26 protein-coding genes and 2 pseudogenes are annotated in these 15,312 nt (G+C 45.1%); all 28 read right to left on the bottom strand.

Features of this window, described 5'->3' with window-relative positions; all coding sequences use genetic code 11:
* Positions 1-36: 36 nt before the first annotated feature.
* On the bottom strand, positions 37-246 hold the full coding sequence (locus QUF14_RS08480) for a hypothetical protein (protein WP_000126790.1): 210 nt from the start codon (positions 244-246) through the stop codon (positions 37-39).
* A complete protein-coding gene (locus QUF14_RS08475; RefSeq protein ID WP_069901011.1) occupies positions 224-1,156 on the bottom strand; it encodes a GREB1-related protein in 933 nt (310 codons plus the stop codon). The genes QUF14_RS08480 and QUF14_RS08475 overlap by 23 nt, the downstream gene beginning before the upstream one ends.
* On the bottom strand, positions 1,149-1,937 hold the full coding sequence (locus QUF14_RS08470) for a ParB/Srx family N-terminal domain-containing protein (protein WP_286333503.1): 789 nt from the start codon (positions 1,935-1,937) through the stop codon (positions 1,149-1,151). Before QUF14_RS08470 ends, QUF14_RS08475 begins: the two co-directional genes overlap by 8 nt.
* A 318-nt stretch (positions 1,938-2,255) precedes the next feature.
* On the bottom strand, positions 2,256-2,516 hold the full coding sequence (locus tag QUF14_RS08465; RefSeq protein WP_286333502.1) for a hypothetical protein: 261 nt from the start codon (positions 2,514-2,516) through the stop codon (positions 2,256-2,258).
* Positions 2,517-2,760: 244 nt separating this feature from the next.
* Positions 2,761-2,874: a hypothetical protein gene (locus QUF14_RS08460; protein WP_286333501.1), complete on the bottom strand. Its 114-nt coding sequence runs from the start codon at positions 2,872-2,874 to the stop codon at positions 2,761-2,763.
* A gap of 121 nt (positions 2,875-2,995) precedes the next feature.
* Positions 2,996-3,205: pseudogene (locus tag QUF14_RS29005) on the bottom strand (hypothetical protein).
* A gap of 245 nt (positions 3,206-3,450) precedes the next feature.
* Complete coding sequence (locus QUF14_RS08450) at positions 3,451-3,819, bottom strand: enterotoxin (RefSeq protein WP_032218056.1); 369 nt, start codon at positions 3,817-3,819, stop codon at positions 3,451-3,453.
* Entirely contained in the window at positions 3,809-4,588 is a 780-nt protein-coding gene (locus QUF14_RS08445; protein WP_001406937.1) for an enterotoxin A family protein, read from the bottom strand. Before QUF14_RS08445 ends, QUF14_RS08450 begins: the two co-directional genes overlap by 11 nt.
* Before the next feature lie 75 nt (positions 4,589-4,663).
* Positions 4,664-5,209: a glycoside hydrolase family 108 protein gene (locus QUF14_RS08440; RefSeq protein WP_111976297.1), complete on the bottom strand. Its 546-nt coding sequence runs from the start codon at positions 5,207-5,209 to the stop codon at positions 4,664-4,666.
* 1 nt (position 5,210) lies between these two features.
* A complete protein-coding gene (locus QUF14_RS08435) occupies positions 5,211-5,489 on the bottom strand; it encodes a phage holin family protein (protein ID WP_032218047.1) in 279 nt (92 codons plus the stop codon).
* The gene (locus QUF14_RS08430) at positions 5,479-5,871 is read right to left on the bottom strand and encodes a putative holin (RefSeq protein ID WP_032218714.1); all 393 of its coding nucleotides are present in this window, start codon (positions 5,869-5,871) and stop codon (positions 5,479-5,481) included. The genes QUF14_RS08435 and QUF14_RS08430 overlap by 11 nt, the downstream gene beginning before the upstream one ends.
* Before the next feature lie 493 nt (positions 5,872-6,364).
* Positions 6,365-7,108, bottom strand: a complete 744-nt coding sequence (gene eplA, locus QUF14_RS08425; protein WP_089537915.1) for a subtilase family AB5 toxin catalytic subunit EplA — start codon at positions 7,106-7,108, stop codon at positions 6,365-6,367.
* A gap of 17 nt (positions 7,109-7,125) precedes the next feature.
* Positions 7,126-7,608 (bottom strand): subtilase family AB5 toxin binding subunit, encoded by a 483-nt coding sequence (locus QUF14_RS08420; RefSeq protein ID WP_137537605.1) that lies wholly within the window; start codon positions 7,606-7,608, stop codon positions 7,126-7,128.
* Positions 7,609-8,059: 451 nt separating this feature from the next.
* Positions 8,060-8,596: a DUF1133 family protein gene (locus tag QUF14_RS08415; RefSeq protein WP_032218046.1), complete on the bottom strand. Its 537-nt coding sequence runs from the start codon at positions 8,594-8,596 to the stop codon at positions 8,060-8,062.
* The gene (locus tag QUF14_RS08410) at positions 8,593-8,883 is read right to left on the bottom strand and encodes a DUF1364 domain-containing protein (protein WP_286333500.1); all 291 of its coding nucleotides are present in this window, start codon (positions 8,881-8,883) and stop codon (positions 8,593-8,595) included. The genes QUF14_RS08415 and QUF14_RS08410 overlap by 4 nt, the downstream gene beginning before the upstream one ends.
* A complete protein-coding gene (locus QUF14_RS08405; protein WP_032218043.1) occupies positions 8,883-9,482 on the bottom strand; it encodes a DUF1367 family protein in 600 nt (199 codons plus the stop codon). Before QUF14_RS08405 ends, QUF14_RS08410 begins: the two co-directional genes overlap by 1 nt.
* 66 nt (positions 9,483-9,548) lie before the next feature.
* On the bottom strand, positions 9,549-9,809 hold the full coding sequence (locus QUF14_RS08400; protein WP_032218041.1) for a hypothetical protein: 261 nt from the start codon (positions 9,807-9,809) through the stop codon (positions 9,549-9,551).
* Between the two features lie 245 nt (positions 9,810-10,054).
* The gene (hokD, locus tag QUF14_RS08395; protein WP_001406927.1) at positions 10,055-10,210 is read right to left on the bottom strand and encodes a type I toxin-antitoxin system toxin HokD; all 156 of its coding nucleotides are present in this window, start codon (positions 10,208-10,210) and stop codon (positions 10,055-10,057) included.
* Positions 10,211-10,465: 255 nt separating this feature from the next.
* Complete coding sequence (locus QUF14_RS08390; protein WP_032218038.1) at positions 10,466-10,723, bottom strand: hypothetical protein; 258 nt, start codon at positions 10,721-10,723, stop codon at positions 10,466-10,468.
* Positions 10,724-10,858: 135 nt separating this feature from the next.
* Positions 10,859-11,276 (bottom strand): annotated as a pseudogene (locus QUF14_RS28880) (ead/Ea22-like family protein).
* Positions 11,273-11,449 carry a hypothetical protein gene (locus QUF14_RS08380; protein ID WP_032218035.1) on the bottom strand — a complete coding sequence of 59 codons (177 nt, stop codon included), beginning with the start codon at positions 11,447-11,449 and terminating at the stop codon, positions 11,273-11,275. Before QUF14_RS08380 ends, QUF14_RS28880 begins: the two are co-directional and overlap by 4 nt.
* A gap of 43 nt (positions 11,450-11,492) precedes the next feature.
* Positions 11,493-11,624 carry a DUF7167 family protein gene (locus QUF14_RS08375; RefSeq protein WP_419470826.1) on the bottom strand — a complete coding sequence of 44 codons (132 nt, stop codon included), beginning with the start codon at positions 11,622-11,624 and terminating at the stop codon, positions 11,493-11,495.
* Positions 11,625-11,809: 185 nt separating this feature from the next.
* Positions 11,810-12,241 carry a DUF977 family protein gene (locus QUF14_RS08370; protein WP_032218031.1) on the bottom strand — a complete coding sequence of 144 codons (432 nt, stop codon included), beginning with the start codon at positions 12,239-12,241 and terminating at the stop codon, positions 11,810-11,812.
* A gap of 16 nt (positions 12,242-12,257) precedes the next feature.
* A complete protein-coding gene (locus QUF14_RS08365) occupies positions 12,258-12,983 on the bottom strand; it encodes a DUF1627 domain-containing protein (protein ID WP_000450652.1) in 726 nt (241 codons plus the stop codon).
* A 22-nt stretch (positions 12,984-13,005) separates the two neighbouring features.
* On the bottom strand, positions 13,006-13,752 hold the full coding sequence (locus tag QUF14_RS08360) for an ATP-binding protein (protein ID WP_000788982.1): 747 nt from the start codon (positions 13,750-13,752) through the stop codon (positions 13,006-13,008).
* Positions 13,753-13,758: 6 nt separating this feature from the next.
* Entirely contained in the window at positions 13,759-14,547 is a 789-nt protein-coding gene (locus QUF14_RS08355; protein ID WP_057697085.1) for a phage replication initiator YdaU family protein, read from the bottom strand.
* A 78-nt stretch (positions 14,548-14,625) separates the two neighbouring features.
* Entirely contained in the window at positions 14,626-15,048 is a 423-nt protein-coding gene (locus QUF14_RS08350) for a toxin YdaT family protein (protein ID WP_032218026.1), read from the bottom strand.
* Positions 15,032-15,259 (bottom strand): dicB transcriptional regulator DicC, encoded by a 228-nt coding sequence (locus QUF14_RS08345; RefSeq protein WP_047662222.1) that lies wholly within the window; start codon positions 15,257-15,259, stop codon positions 15,032-15,034. Before QUF14_RS08345 ends, QUF14_RS08350 begins: the two co-directional genes overlap by 17 nt.
* Positions 15,260-15,312 lie beyond the last annotated feature (53 nt).

Below are 15,312 nucleotides of genomic sequence, written 5' to 3'. Positions count from 1 at the left end.
CTGCTGCAACGCCCCCCAGTCCGGTCTGTTCATCAGTTAGTCCTGATTTTTATCCACCCTGAGTAACTCACGCAGAGCAAAGGCATCCCCTTTTCTGGCAAGCTTAAACAATGCGGCTCGTAGCTCGGCTTCACCTTTCGCTCTTCCCTTACGGATGGATGCGTAAAAATTTGTCATTGCTTCCCGATTTTCTTTCAGTCGGTTCAGATCAACATCCAGAACATCAGCGATTTGTTGTGCGGTCATCCGGCACGCAGCCAGAGACTCGACTTTCGAATACGGAATCATTTGTCACCCCCATTGGTATGCAGGGTGTCTTCTTCCTGTATTTTTCGTTAAGGATTTTTACTGCAGCGTTGTTCCAGGTGACCTGATGGTGAATGCGTTTATGGCTGGCCCCCATCAGTGAGATTTTTACGCACGAGGGCGCATACATGACGGAGTAAAAACTTTTAACGTAGGTTCCGGAATCCAGATACAGCTCGGTCATTCCGCCGCTGTTTTTCTGCGTCTGTTTCTGTCCCAACTGGACAGCACCAATCGTCATAAACAATTCACCACGGCGACCGAGATTCGTGTAAGTATTCACATCCTCGTTAATGCGCCCCATGAATGAGAACGGTCGCTCAACCGAACAGATAAAGCTGTTCATTGCCTTGCGTTTCACCCATGAAGCATGGCCGCCATTGTCACCAAGAAAATCCCCGCCCTGCGACATAGCGATGGAAAGCGCAGGAATTGATTCGTAATACGCCAGCATTTCAGAAAGGATTGCGTCCAGTTTCCTTATCGGGAAATAGGCCTGGTCATAGTTGTGATCCACCCGAAACTGGAACTCATGATAATCATCATCGAACTGAATGAAGTATTTACACCCGACCTGTTTTGCCAGGTCGAAGCAGGCATTACGTGCGTAAAAAATTGAGCGACGGTCACCGAAATTATCGGCTTCGTCAAAACGACTGGCGATATCGGCTTTAGAAAACACCAACACCTGTTTACCAAATTCAGCTATGTACTGATGCCGGGTTTTATCTTCATCATCAACGACGATAAAAATTTTACCGGTATAGCCAGCTCGACGTAATGTTCGGTAAGTCAGAACTTTGTCCGGTCGCCCGTGAGTCAGAATAAAGGCGCAAAAATCATCACGCATATTCCTCCTCCCCGCCGTGCATGCTCTCCACCATGCGTTGCGTCATCCGGACAAATCCATTTTCAATGGCCTGCTGATAATCAATGATCACCAACGCCGACTCCTCAAAAAGATGCTGAATTTCAGCGGGGGCGTGAACGTAATAGTCCGCAATTCTGCTGAAATCAAACACCGTGTGACGCTCTGCTGCACACAGGAGGAATTTTTCGATATCAGGATCAAGGGACGCCGAACGTATCCGGCTGACCAGCTCCTGAGTTTTCGTATCGTCGTACAGTTCGCCGATATCCGGTTTATCGCCTGACGGCTCATAAACAGGCGTATCAATTTTCGTCGTGTACGGCTCCTCCTCAATTCCGATGCCCGGCAAAACTTCCGTCAACAGTTCGTCAATATCTGTTTGGCTGAATCCTGTCAGGGAGATATCAAAATCAGCATTGATTAACTCTGAAAGTTCCATCCGTAACAGCTCTTCATCCCAGCCAGCGTTAAGCGGCAGACGATTATCTGCCAGGCGATACGCCTTTTTCTGATCCTCCTTCAGGCCAGACAAAACAATGACCGGAACGGAATCCATTTTGAGCACTTCAGCCGCCATAACGCGACCGTGACCAGCAATAATTTCGCCCTTTTCGTCAATCAGCACTGGATTAGTCCAGCCAAATTGCTTAATGCTTTCTACCAGTTGAGCCACCTGCTCAGGGCTGTGGGTCCTGGCGTTGTGCGCATATGGAGACAGTTTTTGTAACGGGAGATAGACGATCTTCAATTTCTCGCTCATACAGCCTCGCATTATGAATAAAAAAGCTCACCAGCAGCCAGTGCGCTGGGTGCGCAGCGGGGGCTGATGATGAGCCAGGCATTATCGCAGCCCCTCGCTGAAGGGCTGCTTTAATGCCTGTTACTCACGAATCAATCGAATCTTGTTACCATTTATTTCGATGCGTGAATATTTAGCATTGCCATTAACATATGCAACAATCACTTTCTCACCTATAGGTTTCCACATAATTACCTCCAAAATCCCAACCTTCTGAAAAACTGGTTTAGAATTGACAATAAAAAACCCGCCGAAGCGGGTTTAACTAGACTTAATTATTTAATCAAGCTGGATAATATCGCTCAGCACCGGATTCATAATAGGCCCTTCAATGTTCTGTCCTTTAATACTAACAGGAATCGGCATTTCAATATGAATTGGCACATCCATACGTCCATTTACAGGATGAACAAATGATAAGCGCATAGCGCCGTTTTCTATCCCAACAAAATTACCAATTTGCATGCCATAAAGGCTAAACATCTTCCCTGCCGCAGGTCCAGTTCCACCATTCTCTAAATAATAAGCAATGCTTTTCATATTTTCTCCAATTGTTGCGTACGCATGGAGAATTTATCACCGAGAACAAGCTAACTAATTGATAATGATCATTTATTTTGACGCAGCATCGAACACCATCAATAAGATGACAGACCTGCGAAGCCGTATCGAAAAGCTGTCGAATCTTATCCAGGCTAACGCATCACACCGATAAAAAAGGCACCAGTATCGCTACCAGTGCCCATTTCCCGGCATTCTGTGTGTCCAGTGCTTTCGCGTCATGTCACCACCAACGCACAGTCCAAATCATAATAGCAACCGCCACAAGGCGAATCGCAAAGGCTGCATCCCTTGTTAGATAAAGGCTCGCGGGAGTTTCCACTTCTATACCTTTCATAATGGACAACCTCAAAAAGAATCTTTTATACTTTCCCTCGAGGATTTTCTCCGTACTTACTTATCACAATTTCCTCTCTGACGTACCCCCCGGACTGTTCCAGCAGTCGGGGGTTTACTTTTTATTCACTGGTATGAGTACGACATCGGGCTATTTCATCCCGGGCTTTACTGTCGCCGCGACAGATGCAACGCACCGTATCGCCGTTCAGCGTGATGATATAAGCCTCATCCGTTTTTTCTACCTGCAGACATGGAATATTCCCGTCCCAGCAATGCTCCACCTGAGCAGCAAGGTCAGTATTGCGCGGTTAATATCCCAGACGGTACATATTCCCCAAAACATAAATCTCCTCGACCTGACGCCCGTCTGCCGTTAATCGGCGAACAATGACAACATTTGTCCCGTTTCGTCAGCAAGCACCGTATTCGACCAGCCGAATTCGCTTTTAGAAAAAACTCCGCATTAATAATCAAGCCAGGACACTAAATGCAGCCAGATATTAAAATACACAACACATTCATACAATTTAACACCTTCTAATACTCAACAAACCCCAATAAAAACTACAATTAGCTATTCCGCTGCTAATTCAATTGCCCATACGTGATTAGGAGTATATGCTTCGCTCGCACAGATATTTACCCTAACATTAGAAAGCACCGCAGCCATTGCTATTTTCCTCATCTCATTGCTCAGATAATTCTCGGGATAGTACTGCCCCCCAGGAATGAATCTGGTTTTTCCTGTAGAATCGGTTATATAAATACCCTTACTGTCCTTGTTGGTATCAGATGCTAGTTTTACCAACTGAACACTCTGTACAAGTTTGGCCGTAGTAGAAGCGCATTTATCCTTAAAAGTTTTACTTACGCCAGCATATGTTGGTAGTGATGCAATATTTAAGGCAATAAACAACAACGCAATTGACTTTTTAAAGTTCATCTTTATTTTCATTGTTTTGTAAATCATCCTCAATACTTTGTAAAATCATAAGGGAAGAACGAATTCGCATAAATCTTTTAAAAGCGACCAAATCATTTTGAGATAATATATTTGTATAAGAATCGCAGGCATCTAAATTTCTAACCATGTAATCTTGCTCGCATTGTTCCGGAGCAAATGCACTCCATGGCAGCTCTCGCCATGCAGCAAAACCCTCTGGAAATCCTGCGAGATGATAGCCATCATGATTAGGGGCAACCGATAAGCCTTGAAATAAATCTCCTCTGTAATGCCTGTTTCGCTGCATTCCCCCTTCTATCGCACCAAAAGATACTCTATACCAGCCTATAATTTGTGATAAGGGAATCCCTCCTAATGCAGCAAATTCATTTTCACTGGGATATGGACTATACCGCCCTAACACACCATTCACATCAAATAAATTGGGTGCTGGTGCAACTACATATATGTAATATTCATTATAACTGCCAAGTATATTCTGCCCGATTAAATGAGCCTGTCTCAAAGTTGTAGTTGTAGATACATACCCATCGTTATATCTAGTGTTCCCCGTTACTGTTCCGCGAGCATGCTCATACAGATTGATGTTAATTGGAGTTCCGCGCTCATAAGCCTCCTGCTGCCCTCTTGGTAAAAGCCCTCCCGCACGTCTTATTTCATCTGGTGTTCTGGAGTCTGCTCTAAAGAAATCGTTTGCTGAGACAGAAAATGATATAAAAACAAAAAACAACAATACATGCTTAATCATTTTAATTTTTCACAACACCCTATCCATTTAAAAAATATTATTAAAGGTGATTTTTTATAATCTATCTAAATCCAGCTATACAATGACGCGTTGTTTCAGCCAGCCGTAGACAAATGACTGGTTGGCTTCTCGCTTCTCTGCCAGCTCCAGATAGAGTTCGCCCTGGGTACAGTTCAGCGCGGTCAGCATCACCAGTTCGCCATCCCCGCCACGTTTCGACAGATAGGCGCGTAACGCATTAATGGTGCGTGGCCCGATAAGACCATCGACATCCATATCCGGATATAACGTCCCCTTTTGATTAAACACATTCAGCCAGCGCTGAAGCATTTTTGATGCTACCGACGGCCCCATGTTTACGCCGGTATCACACAGTTCTGCGGCAATATCCGGAGACAGGTTTGCCACCTGGTCAAAACGTGGTCCGTACCAGTAGTCCGCCTCAAGAATTTCCAGCGCCTGCCCGCGCGTCAGGTTACGCATATCCCCCAGGTATCCATGCGCCCTGGCAACTTTTTCAGTAATTCCCCACTTTGTCGGCCCACCTTTATCATCAGGATGGTTAACGTAACCTCCCTCTTTTCCCAGAACTTCGTCAAAAATTTCATCTTTAGACTTCATATCAGCGCCTTCGTAATGACAGGAGTTTAGAAACATTTCCGCGTGCGCATATCACCAGCGCACAGAATAGCAGATTGACCGCCACCACCAGCCAGTTAGCTGGTAACGGATGACCATACAGATGACGGAGTGGTGCAAAGGCATAAAACAGCATCAGCAGCCAGGCCAACCATGAGATGAGCGGTTTATATGTCGCGCCTTTCCGGCGATAGAAAAAAAGTGTCAGCACGATAATTGTGCATGACGCCCCATTGAGCAATTGAGGAAGATTACCTAGCATTTCCACCTCCTCCGCCCCTCAGGCGGGATAACAGACCGGATACCAGTGATGCAATATCCTGTTGGTGAATAAACGACAGAATCTTTACCGATACCACAGAGACCAGCACCGCACACAGCGCATCCGCCGAAGTACTGTCATAACCTGTTTTTGCTGCGATCCAGGCCGACAAAACTCGAGCGCCAAGTACTCCTACGATAAACGACACCAAAAAATGCGCAGCCACACGCCAGGCTGAAAGTGTCTGTGGCATAGTGGCTACAAACAATGCCCCAGCAAAAGCCCCAAACACAATCCCGAAATCCGTTCCCGTGAACAAGCCGAATGCAGTTGCACTGCCTAGCGCCACACTTATTCCGGAACTGGATAAGGGGTCAGACATATTTGTTCTCCTTTCAAAAAGCACCTCTTCGGTCTAAATTTTTCATCACATAAATCATTTCTATATCTTATCTGTAAGAGATTAATCTCTCCCCCGCCATTAACAATCAAAAAATTAACTGATGTCTCATCCAATGAATGAGAAAAGATTATTAAGTAGACTATTTACGTGTATTTTTGAAAGACCAAGAATATAACAGAAGAACTACGATAAGACATCAGAATAATGAGAGACAATTCATACAACTGTACATCAATCCTGAACAACCCCAGTAGTCTCTTATGACCAAATTAGAGAACTGCCCTCTATATTACCAGCCATCTCAAAAAATTGAAGAAACCCTACTTATAATAAAGCACCTTCTACAATAGTTTTACCAACTCCATATACAGTTACATTTCAAATATCTTTTAAATAAAATACCCTTGTCAAAAACGAACGTGACAAGTCACACATCACCAATTATGAACTGGTGATGTGTGAACCGTTACCCTTACCCCCCTGGTGTTAAAAGTGCTTGAATAACCGGTCTTGCATCGTAAAAACTCATATAATCGGTGTAATCGCCAACACTTCTGCTTTCACGACTATGATCTCGAGAACCACGTAGTGAGAAGCATGCAGTTAATAAGGAACCGAACGCATTAATCCTTTCCCGTACACTTACCTGAGGGACAGGAATATTAGGGATTACTCCCGGATTAGAATCCGTGTGGATATTTAAAAATCTGGCGTTAGTTGTTCCTTGACCATCACTTACAATCCCAGTAGTTCTGTCATAAGTCAACTGTACAGCTTCTGCTATATTTTCTGTTGGGATTTGCCCATCCGCAACAATCTCACTTTGTTCTCTCATCATAATTTCTTCAAACCGCGTAAACTCAACACCCCGTTCTCTCAATTGTTGTACTGATGGAGCAAGTGAATAAAAAGCGTTATTGGCTCTTATTCTATATCGGTACAACTGACCATGAAATAATGAACTAGAAAAATATTGCCTGGCAATATTATAGGTTTCATTAATGTCAGATGTTGTAGCAATAAAGGCACTATCCCTAGACCCAGCTGCGCATGAATCCCCACGAATGTGTTGCTGTAAATTCCTGTTATCACCATGTGATCTAAAGCCATCTCTGAATACTACATCAGGAGGTCGTGAATCAACGCGATAAACAAACTGAACAGCGGATGAATCAAAAGAAAATAAAATCAATAACAGGCCGACTATAATATTCATTTGTTCACCATACTATTTTAACTACCTGAAGGCTTCCTTACTGGGCCGAAGCAATAATCATCCCGAGAGCATGTAGAAAATCCAGCTATCGCATTTTGTGTTATTTGTGCAAAACCAGCATGAGACCATGTACGTGAGTCATAATACAATCTAATTTTTTGCCCTGTAGAATAATAATACATTGCTTGATTATAAAATGTGTCATAAGCACCGGACCAAACAGAATACCCACGAACCAGACATGCCTTGAAATCAAGTCCAGTCTTAGCAACCTCAACACAAAAATAAGGTTTTAGGTCAACAACGCCGGTATGAATATCTTTAATTATCACATCAGAGTACATGCCATTTTTATTTCCACCGGTCCAGTCAGTGTTTCCCGAACCTGCAGCATCAGAACTAACATCAGAACTAACATCAGAACTAACGTCTGCATTAGCATTAGCATTTATAGAAAGCAACGACACAAATAACACTGCAATTAACGACTTCAACTTCATTTTATATACCTCAAAATTAAAACACATCCAAGCTATTAAAAATCACTACAGAAATTACACTCTCATACTGCTAACCTACACCAATATCAATACCCCCTGCTTATATAAGTTCCAGAACTGAAAATCGACACAACCGAAACTCACACTATATATAAATTATTTTTCGCTCAAGAAATGATCATCCTGGATGGTATAGTTCAATCCGCCCCATAAAAAGAACCAAAAACATAAGAGCAAGTAAAATTATACATCCAGTTTATAAGTCAATAATTTTAAGTGGTATATATGTATTGATAAAATTAAAGGATAGCCCTTATTTTTATTTGAAGAGGTTGAATACAAAAAAAACCACACGTGGTGGTTTTTTTCTCGCAACCTTTATAGCAATGAGGTCGCTTATAAGAACGGCATCTTAATCCAAAGATACCGTTTCTTGCGTAAAAAATCAAGCTTAATTTTGTGCAAAGGCATTACGCATAGGTGCATATAAAGCAAATTCAGCAATAGCCAACCAATTAGAGATACGCTTTTCACAAGTACTCATACACCATTCAGGATATATTTCGTTTAAACGCGTAGCCATTTTGCGCTTACTCATACCGTGCCCCTCATATCTCTGCCGTAAGATATAAATTAATCCGGGATGTTTACCAAGCACCTCACCAATAACCTTATCGATCAACAAAGCCTCTGTATCAGAACAGTGCACCAGCCAGCTCTTTTGCCTTCCATTAATAATTTCCAGCAGAAATGCTTCAAGTTGAGCTTTTTCAATACCCGATTTTTTCATACTGCGCAGTGCTTCATTGATAGCTGATTTCGTCATTGTGTGCGATACAAGCAACCTGTTAAACATACTCCCAATTTTCCCCCCACCAATATACGACCAGCGTCCCCACATGCGTAACTTTCCCTGAATCCACACACTTTCCAGTGTTGCGAGACGGAGATGTTCCCCGCTTTTTCCGATATTTGTTGGGTAAATCATAAATATCCCTCATTTCTCCAGATTTCTTGCGTGCGAAAAACACCTTCTGCATGCATCAGGTGCAATTCTTCTTTGGTGTAATCGCTGGTTTTTACCCGCCCATCGATTAGATCGTGACATGAGTTACAGGCAATCGCTGCCTGCATATCGTGTGGTTTTATCGCCATTCCACACGTCCCCGCCAGCCTGTAGTGCGCCAGCACAGATGTTTCAAGATTGTGATTGCAGTAACCGGGGATTCTGACTGTACACATATGGCCTTTAGCCGCTTTACGCAAATCCACCATTACGCAAACTCCAGCAGCTGCGCAGCAACATTTTCGAATTGTTCCGGAGAGGAAAATTTACGGAACAGGATCCAGTTCCAAAGCACATTCAGTACGGATTTATAAACCTGCTGAAACTCGGTATCGTCCATATTTGCAAACGCGATAGATCTTGCCCTGCGTCCACGGCTACCGTCCGGATAAAAATGCTCGGTGTAAAATCCGGCCTCAATAGTTACCCATTCACGGAAAGCATCAAATGACTTTAGCAATGCCGTATCACAGGTTCTGCGTATCGCAATGGTATTCAGATATTGTTCTGCGGCATCACTCAGGGCTGGCGTATGTTCCCGGCCGACCGAGTCACACAGATAATCAACGAAACCGGATACAAGTTTTCGTTCACGAGAGGTGATCGCCCCACCGACAGGAGTCCAATAATCGAATCCGAGTTGCAGGAGTTTGAAAAAACGCTTGTGAAATGCGTAGTTACGAACGCGCTTAAAATCAGCGTGTATCCACTCACCTATTTTTATTTGATGCAAGAATTCGCAACTCTCCGGTGTTGCCGGAAGCAGTAATCCAGAAGAGGTATGTTTGATCAGTTGTATATGTGCCATCGGCTTTCTCCGGTGGCACGGTGTTACTCAGCAGGGGGTCAACCCTGCGCTGAATTGTAGATGAGTTCAATCGTCTTCAAAAGCAGAAAAGCCAGCTTTTAATCCAATTTCTTTTAATGTCCGTAATGATGTGACAAATTCATCTTCACGCAACATAAATCCGTCCGTCACATGCCCATTCAAGAGATATATTAACATAGCCCCACTAGGCTGTTGCAAAGCCCGTGAGCAATGAATGCAGTAACAACTAATAATTTCCCCATTTTCAACGCGCACAGCATAGAGACCATCTTTATTAAAAATTTTGCGCAACTTCTTGAAATCCATAAATAGAAATTTTCCAGATTAATAGCGTTCCCCTGAAGGGTCCATCCCTCTTCTCCCTGCGCGCTAACTAAGCAAACACGATTCTATTTACAACAGTCAGTCCCTCAAGACTTACGGCTAAAAGAGTACACAAAAAGCTAATTTATCCACCACAACAAAAAACCCGCCGAAGCGGGTAAGTACGGGTGCGTTGAGGATGCCTGACACATCAGAGGTGGCGGGGGATTTCTCCCCCGCCAGGTCTCTTACTCCTCAGGTTCGTAAGCTGTGAAGACAGCGACCTCCGTCTGGCCGGTTCGGATTCGTACCTCGCAGAGGTCTTTCCTCGTTACCAGTGCCGTCACAACGACGGTTAAACAGATGACGATCAGGGCGATTAACATCGCCTTTTGCTGCTTCATAGCCTACTTCTCCTTGACCTTTTGGTCGGTAAGAGGCTAATCTACGTATGCAAAGCATAGATGTGGCCTCAGATTAATGTTAAGCGTCTTGCCGGACGCATAATGTTAACTGGGGCTTTTCTCTATCTGCCTTTTGGTGTTCATGCCTGAGGCAGATAGCCTCAAGCACCCGCAGCAATTCTACTTAAGTTAGATAAGTTTTTCTACGGTATTCTCTCTGCGTCCCGTAAATAAAGTCTCGGCTCATCATTTCTATCACAGGTGCGAGGAAAATATATAGCGCCCTCCATCAAGCATAACGAAATACATTTTCCATTCATCGCCATTCTTCAATTTAATACGAAGACTTTCCCCGCGAGTGTATTTATTAAACAACTGTTCCGATGTGCTAGTAAGAGGGATTTTTACCGTTATTACAACTACTGCACCACCATTTAATTCTCGAAGTTCAGCATCCGCACACACAAAAGATGAATAAATGTTATGCTCTGGGTAATCAACAAGTAACAGCATATTCATTCCTTAAATATAGCAACTAAAACAAACAACGATTTAACAGTCGGAATTTTTATATAACATAAGAACGTTGCAAGATCTATCCAGATGAAGTCCCTCCATCCCCCTGACTCATTACATGCTTTTACTATCTCACCGTAAAACATCCTCCTCGCTTACCAGCCCGTTCTGATTCAGATGCGCCATTACCTGATCAGGCAAACTGCTTAAACTATTGGCGTACTTTAATGAGCGGGACAGTCGCTTAATCCACATTGTCAGCTCAACAATGAGCCTGTTTTTGACCTCTCGCTCATCCAGAAGAACCATTGCAACCTCTGGATTAAAAGCTGCAATAAATTCAGCATTGGCATATGCCTGGGCACCTGTTTCAGTCAGGCAGTTAACATAACATTCTAATCACGCCGCCAGCATCTCCCTTCCATTTTTGACAAACAAAAACCCCTGTTATATTGCCGTGCTGGTTAACTGACGCATGCCCTACGATGTAGCGTCCTTTAGTTGCTTTCTCTGCTGCTTCACGCAGCGCCTGATAGTCAATCTCGCTCATTCATCGCCCCACTCATCACAATATGCTTCGACCGGAGTTTTTCCTGCTTCATAGTCATCACGCCATACTTCAGCATCAGCAGCACTTCCACTACGTAACTCTGCATATTCCATTAACAGTTCATGCCATTCTTCAAAACTGACGTTGTATTTAGTTGAACCAAAATCAGCCATTTTGTTCTTCCTCCTCGTCTTTTATTTCATGATATGAGTAATTTCAGTAGTTAAAGAAAATTTCTTTTGCTTCGTCATGAATTTCATCAGGTGTCGCGTCATCATCCACTTCGAATACATCCTCAAAATCTCCACCAGTTATTCCCGTTTCAATAGTTATTTTGAATTTTCGTATTTCACTACCGCCCTTTCGGACGGCCTCCTGATGTTTTGAGGGTGCAGGCATCCCTCCGGTTAAGGATTAAATTTTATTTGTAGTGCTAAATTTAATTATTAAGGCGTACGAAATTGTGTTCCGCACAAAGATCGTTAACCCGAACTTCAGCAAGTAAAGCATTGACAGCGACTACCCACGGATAGTTAATGTTGCTCACCACACAATCTCCTGAAATTTCCCTGGTAGAACGCAAGTACACGCTGCATAACCTCACTCTTCCGGCACTCACGACAAATTATGTTCTGTCGCCTGTCGTACCGACGTATTTCTCCGTCAGGTAACGAGCAGATAAGGTCAGGATCAACCATAACCGGTTCCTTCGACTTTGCCCTCGAGAGTTTTTTGCGGGCGTTTTGCCAGTCTTTACGTGCCTGCTCAGACGGGAATAACCCGTAGCCAGAGTTGTATACGTCACCACTCGAAACCAGCTCTTTGGCGAGAATACTTATCAGATATCTGGTTGCCCCTGTTTTAGCTTCCAGTTGTCGTAACGTCTCTCGCCCGCTCTGGCGTACGAGATCAACAATCTGCCCTTTAATTTTTTCTCGCTCTTCCTGTGTTAATACTTTTGCCATAAGCCCTCCCCAGGAATCACTTTTCCGACACAATACGACTGGAGGAATCGACAATCTGACGGACAATATCCTGGTGCTTGTTCAGCTCACGCAGCGCGGCGCAGACTCGCTCCCACTTCTGGACATAACTTTTCGCCCGGCGCAGTTCGCGGTTTGCCATTTGCAGCGATGGTATAATCAGGTCATTGGCTCGCGTTTCAGTGAACGATGGTAGTGACTGCACAATGTCCCCCACAGTATCTGTTTTAATTTCTTCCTGTGTTGCCGCTTCCTGTACTGGTAACGCAACACCGGCTGGCTGAGGAAAGCCTTTACCAGGTGTTTTCACTACCGATACAACTTTCGGCTCTGCTGGTAAATTACCGTCCGGCAGGCAGTAACGAAATTTACCGTTCTGATTTACGCGAATCAGACGACCTTTGCTGATGGCCATAGCCAGCGATGAGTTCACCCTGCGGGAAGTAATTCTGAATATCAGTGCAAGTTCATCAGCCGCTTTAGGGCCATGCTGTTCAATCGCCTCGATCAGCATTTGCGCTGTCACTTTAGAAGCCTGTGCTACAGATGCGTTTTCGTCGGTTTGAGTCAACCACCACATCGGGCCCTTGTTATCAGCTTCCCCACGACGCTTCAGTTTCCACAGCTCGTTAATCGCCTCATCCCGGGTCATTCCCAGACGTGCTGCCACTTCCTGGGAAGAGGCTTTTCCCATTGCTTTCAGTGCGTCAAAAACGGTCTCCATTAAAATTTCCTCCCGGTAAAAATTACTTCTCAATTCCTGGCTGACCAACATTCGGGCGCCAGCTCTCCCAGTTAAAATTCACCCATCGCCCGCCGTTCATGGTCATCCGATCCATAATCCTCTCGCCGAGCAATGTTTTCATGGCCTCATAGTTCAGGTTTGTCAGCATCCCCACGCTGCGGATCGACGCTGTCCGGCGATCAACAATCTGGTGCAGTACCACCTGCTCGTTTTTTGTCTCGCGCTGAATGCCAATTTCATCAAGAACCAGCAGATCCACTTCGCACAGTTCCCGCAAAAATTTTTCGCCTGATTGCCCGTCGTCATAGCTGGCGTGTAGAGCACTCATAACATCAGCCACGGTAACCACAATCACTGTCTGACCGTTTTTCAGCAAGCGATTCCCGATAGCCGCCGCCAGATGGTTTTTTCCGGTACCAGGTTTTCCGCTGAACGCAAAATTTGTACACCCGACCATCAGTTCATCGGCGATGGATTTCGCCTGGCTCAACGCGTATCGCTGGCCGTCGTTCTGCACCTGGTAATTCGAAAACGAGCATTTGCGGTGCAACGGCTGGATGCCGGAGCGATTCAGAATTTTTTCCACCCGCAACTGACGATTCTGGCGATTGATCTCCTCGCAACGTTTCTGGCCTTCTGCAAGTTGCCACTCGCGCCACTCCGCCACCGTCCTGAATGGCGCGGTTACATGTGGCGGGGCCAGTCTGCGGATACGTTCCAGAACGCCGCCTGTCGCAATATTTTTCATGGTCAGTTACCCCCTGAAGCCTGGCGGGATCGCACTGTCCGGAAACGAAACAGTGTTAACCTGTCGGAGCAACGTCTCAGGCCGAACACTTTTCGGCGCGAACAAGCCCTGGTATTCATTGGCGATGCTGTGTCGAATCACCTGCTCAGGGGTAAAACCCTGCTGGCGGAATTTTTCCAGTTCCCGTATCGCCCCGTTAGCGCCCTGCTCCGTTCGAATCGGTTTTCGCAATGCCTGCCTGAACTGGACCCACTCATTCCAGAGTGTTTCTGGCAACCAGTCGGGCAGAGCAATGGCCTCCGGCTCGAATTGTTTAGACGCTCGTTTTTGCCGAGGGGGATTTAGGGGGAGATCAGTATTTATATCTTCCTCTTCCTCTTCCTCTGGTAACGCTTTTTGATCCGTTTGTGTAACGCTGGCAGCGTTACCTTTTCGCTTCAGTTCGCGTATTTTTGTAACTCTCTCGTTTGTAACCGCCCGTTTTTTCGAGCTTTTTCCGTTATGACGCTCAAAGTTAGGTAGTGAAAGCACTCCATCACTTTCGACCAGCCATCCAACCTGAATTAACGCATCAGCAAAACCAGCCATAAAAGTGATACGGTCTATTGCACTTTTTGTAACGCCTCGAGCGTTACACTCTGCGTTACCATCAATCATTTGTTGATCCGCCCATGCCCAGAATCGAATGACCTTCCCTAATGCGGCATCTGGATCAATATTAAGAATCTCAGCAATCCTGAATATTTCCGGTTTATCCGGCGTAATAACTTCGAGCTTTATCCAGTTTGAAGCCATATTGTTTTCACCTTGTAACGCTCGCAGCGTTACATTTAACTGATACCGAACAAAACGCTCCGGCACGATTAATTTCAATCAATGCACTACGACAGAATCGCCGGATGATCCGCCGCGGCTGAAATGCGCTTTCCGGTAAACGGCCTGGACTGCATCATCATGCGCATCAATTGCCGTATTCAGCGCTTCCTGAGCCGCCAGTAATGCGCGACGTTCCAGGGTGTCAAAAACGCTGAGGCGGTGTCGCAGTTCGCGCGGAAGAATTGCCAGGATTGCTGGAATCAGCTTCTGGATTTTTTCCCTTTGCGCCTTTGTTTCACCTTTTAACCAGCGGTGATAGATGTTTTGCTGATTGTTCCAGTCCTTGCCTGGCGCCAGGGCTAATTCACTCTCCCCCTGACGCAAATATTCTTCAGTAATTGCGTTGGCAACCCACGCCTGACCTTTTTCGGCAGCCAGAGCTAACAACACTGATTCAATGTGCTCATGCCTGATTTTCATGAATACCCTTACCCGCCCGCTTTGCCTTACGATATTCGTCATAAACCTTGGGATCGTACTGAAGCTCTCCGCCAGATGCCTCTTGCAGACGCATCGCGCGACCTTCTGGGACCAGCTCCCCCCATGCAGCAATACTTGCCAGCCTTACTCCTGCGGCACTGGCAAGCTTTGTCTTGCTACCAAAAAAAATAATTGCATCAACTTTAAACATCAAAGCCCCCTTTGTTAGATATTCCTAACACTAATGTGCGCGGGATACCTAAG

It is taken from the genome of Escherichia sp. HH091_1A (genome assembly GCF_030295175.1).
Taxonomy (GTDB): Bacteria; Pseudomonadota; Gammaproteobacteria; order Enterobacterales; family Enterobacteriaceae; genus Escherichia; species Escherichia coli_F.
The sequence above is the reverse complement of the archived record's forward strand: the minus strand, read 5'-3'. Positions and strand labels throughout refer to the sequence as shown.

What these genes read in the sequence shown, in the direction of transcription:
- QUF14_RS08460 (WP_286333501.1), bottom strand. Translation starts at nt 2,874, where the DNA reads ATGAAAGGTATAGAAGTGGAAACTCCCGCGAGCCTTTATCTAACAAGG.
- QUF14_RS08475 (WP_069901011.1), bottom strand. Translation starts at nt 1,156, where the DNA reads ATGCGTGATGATTTTTGCGCCTTTATTCTGACTCACGGGCGACCGGAC.
- QUF14_RS08365 (WP_000450652.1), bottom strand. Translation starts at nt 12,983, where the DNA reads ATGGAGACCGTTTTTGACGCACTGAAAGCAATGGGAAAAGCCTCTTCC.
- hokD (WP_001406927.1), bottom strand. Translation starts at nt 10,210, where the DNA reads ATGAAGCAGCAAAAGGCGATGTTAATCGCCCTGATCGTCATCTGTTTA.
- QUF14_RS08430 (WP_032218714.1), bottom strand. Translation starts at nt 5,871, where the DNA reads ATGTCTGACCCCTTATCCAGTTCCGGAATAAGTGTGGCGCTAGGCAGT.
- QUF14_RS08465 (WP_286333502.1), bottom strand. Translation starts at nt 2,516, where the DNA reads ATGAAAAGCATTGCTTATTATTTAGAGAATGGTGGAACTGGACCTGCG.
- QUF14_RS08390 (WP_032218038.1), bottom strand. Translation starts at nt 10,723, where the DNA reads ATGCTGTTACTTGTTGATTACCCAGAGCATAACATTTATTCATCTTTT.
- QUF14_RS08440 (WP_111976297.1), bottom strand. Translation starts at nt 5,209, where the DNA reads ATGAAGTCTAAAGATGAAATTTTTGACGAAGTTCTGGGAAAAGAGGGA.
- eplA (WP_089537915.1), bottom strand. Translation starts at nt 7,108, where the DNA reads ATGAATATTATAGTCGGCCTGTTATTGATTTTATTTTCTTTTGATTCA.
- QUF14_RS08360 (WP_000788982.1), bottom strand. Translation starts at nt 13,752, where the DNA reads ATGAAAAATATTGCGACAGGCGGCGTTCTGGAACGTATCCGCAGACTG.
- QUF14_RS08445 (WP_001406937.1), bottom strand. Translation starts at nt 4,588, where the DNA reads ATGATTAAGCATGTATTGTTGTTTTTTGTTTTTATATCATTTTCTGTC.
- QUF14_RS08400 (WP_032218041.1), bottom strand. Translation starts at nt 9,809, where the DNA reads ATGGATTTCAAGAAGTTGCGCAAAATTTTTAATAAAGATGGTCTCTAT.
- QUF14_RS08480 (WP_000126790.1), bottom strand. Translation starts at nt 246, where the DNA reads ATGACCGCACAACAAATCGCTGATGTTCTGGATGTTGATCTGAACCGA.
- QUF14_RS08415 (WP_032218046.1), bottom strand. Translation starts at nt 8,596, where the DNA reads ATGATTTACCCAACAAATATCGGAAAAAGCGGGGAACATCTCCGTCTC.
- QUF14_RS08370 (WP_032218031.1), bottom strand. Translation starts at nt 12,241, where the DNA reads ATGGCAAAAGTATTAACACAGGAAGAGCGAGAAAAAATTAAAGGGCAG.
- QUF14_RS08405 (WP_032218043.1), bottom strand. Translation starts at nt 9,482, where the DNA reads ATGGCACATATACAACTGATCAAACATACCTCTTCTGGATTACTGCTT.
- QUF14_RS08345 (WP_047662222.1), bottom strand. Translation starts at nt 15,259, where the DNA reads ATGTTTAAAGTTGATGCAATTATTTTTTTTGGTAGCAAGACAAAGCTT.
- QUF14_RS08355 (WP_057697085.1), bottom strand. Translation starts at nt 14,547, where the DNA reads ATGGCTTCAAACTGGATAAAGCTCGAAGTTATTACGCCGGATAAACCG.
- QUF14_RS08420 (WP_137537605.1), bottom strand. Translation starts at nt 7,608, where the DNA reads ATGAAGTTGAAGTCGTTAATTGCAGTGTTATTTGTGTCGTTGCTTTCT.
- QUF14_RS08470 (WP_286333503.1), bottom strand. Translation starts at nt 1,937, where the DNA reads ATGAGCGAGAAATTGAAGATCGTCTATCTCCCGTTACAAAAACTGTCT.
- QUF14_RS08380 (WP_032218035.1), bottom strand. Translation starts at nt 11,449, where the DNA reads ATGGCTGATTTTGGTTCAACTAAATACAACGTCAGTTTTGAAGAATGG.
- QUF14_RS08350 (WP_032218026.1), bottom strand. Translation starts at nt 15,048, where the DNA reads ATGAAAATCAGGCATGAGCACATTGAATCAGTGTTGTTAGCTCTGGCT.
- QUF14_RS08450 (WP_032218056.1), bottom strand. Translation starts at nt 3,819, where the DNA reads ATGAACTTTAAAAAGTCAATTGCGTTGTTGTTTATTGCCTTAAATATT.
- QUF14_RS08410 (WP_286333500.1), bottom strand. Translation starts at nt 8,883, where the DNA reads ATGGTGGATTTGCGTAAAGCGGCTAAAGGCCATATGTGTACAGTCAGA.
- QUF14_RS08435 (WP_032218047.1), bottom strand. Translation starts at nt 5,489, where the DNA reads ATGCTAGGTAATCTTCCTCAATTGCTCAATGGGGCGTCATGCACAATT.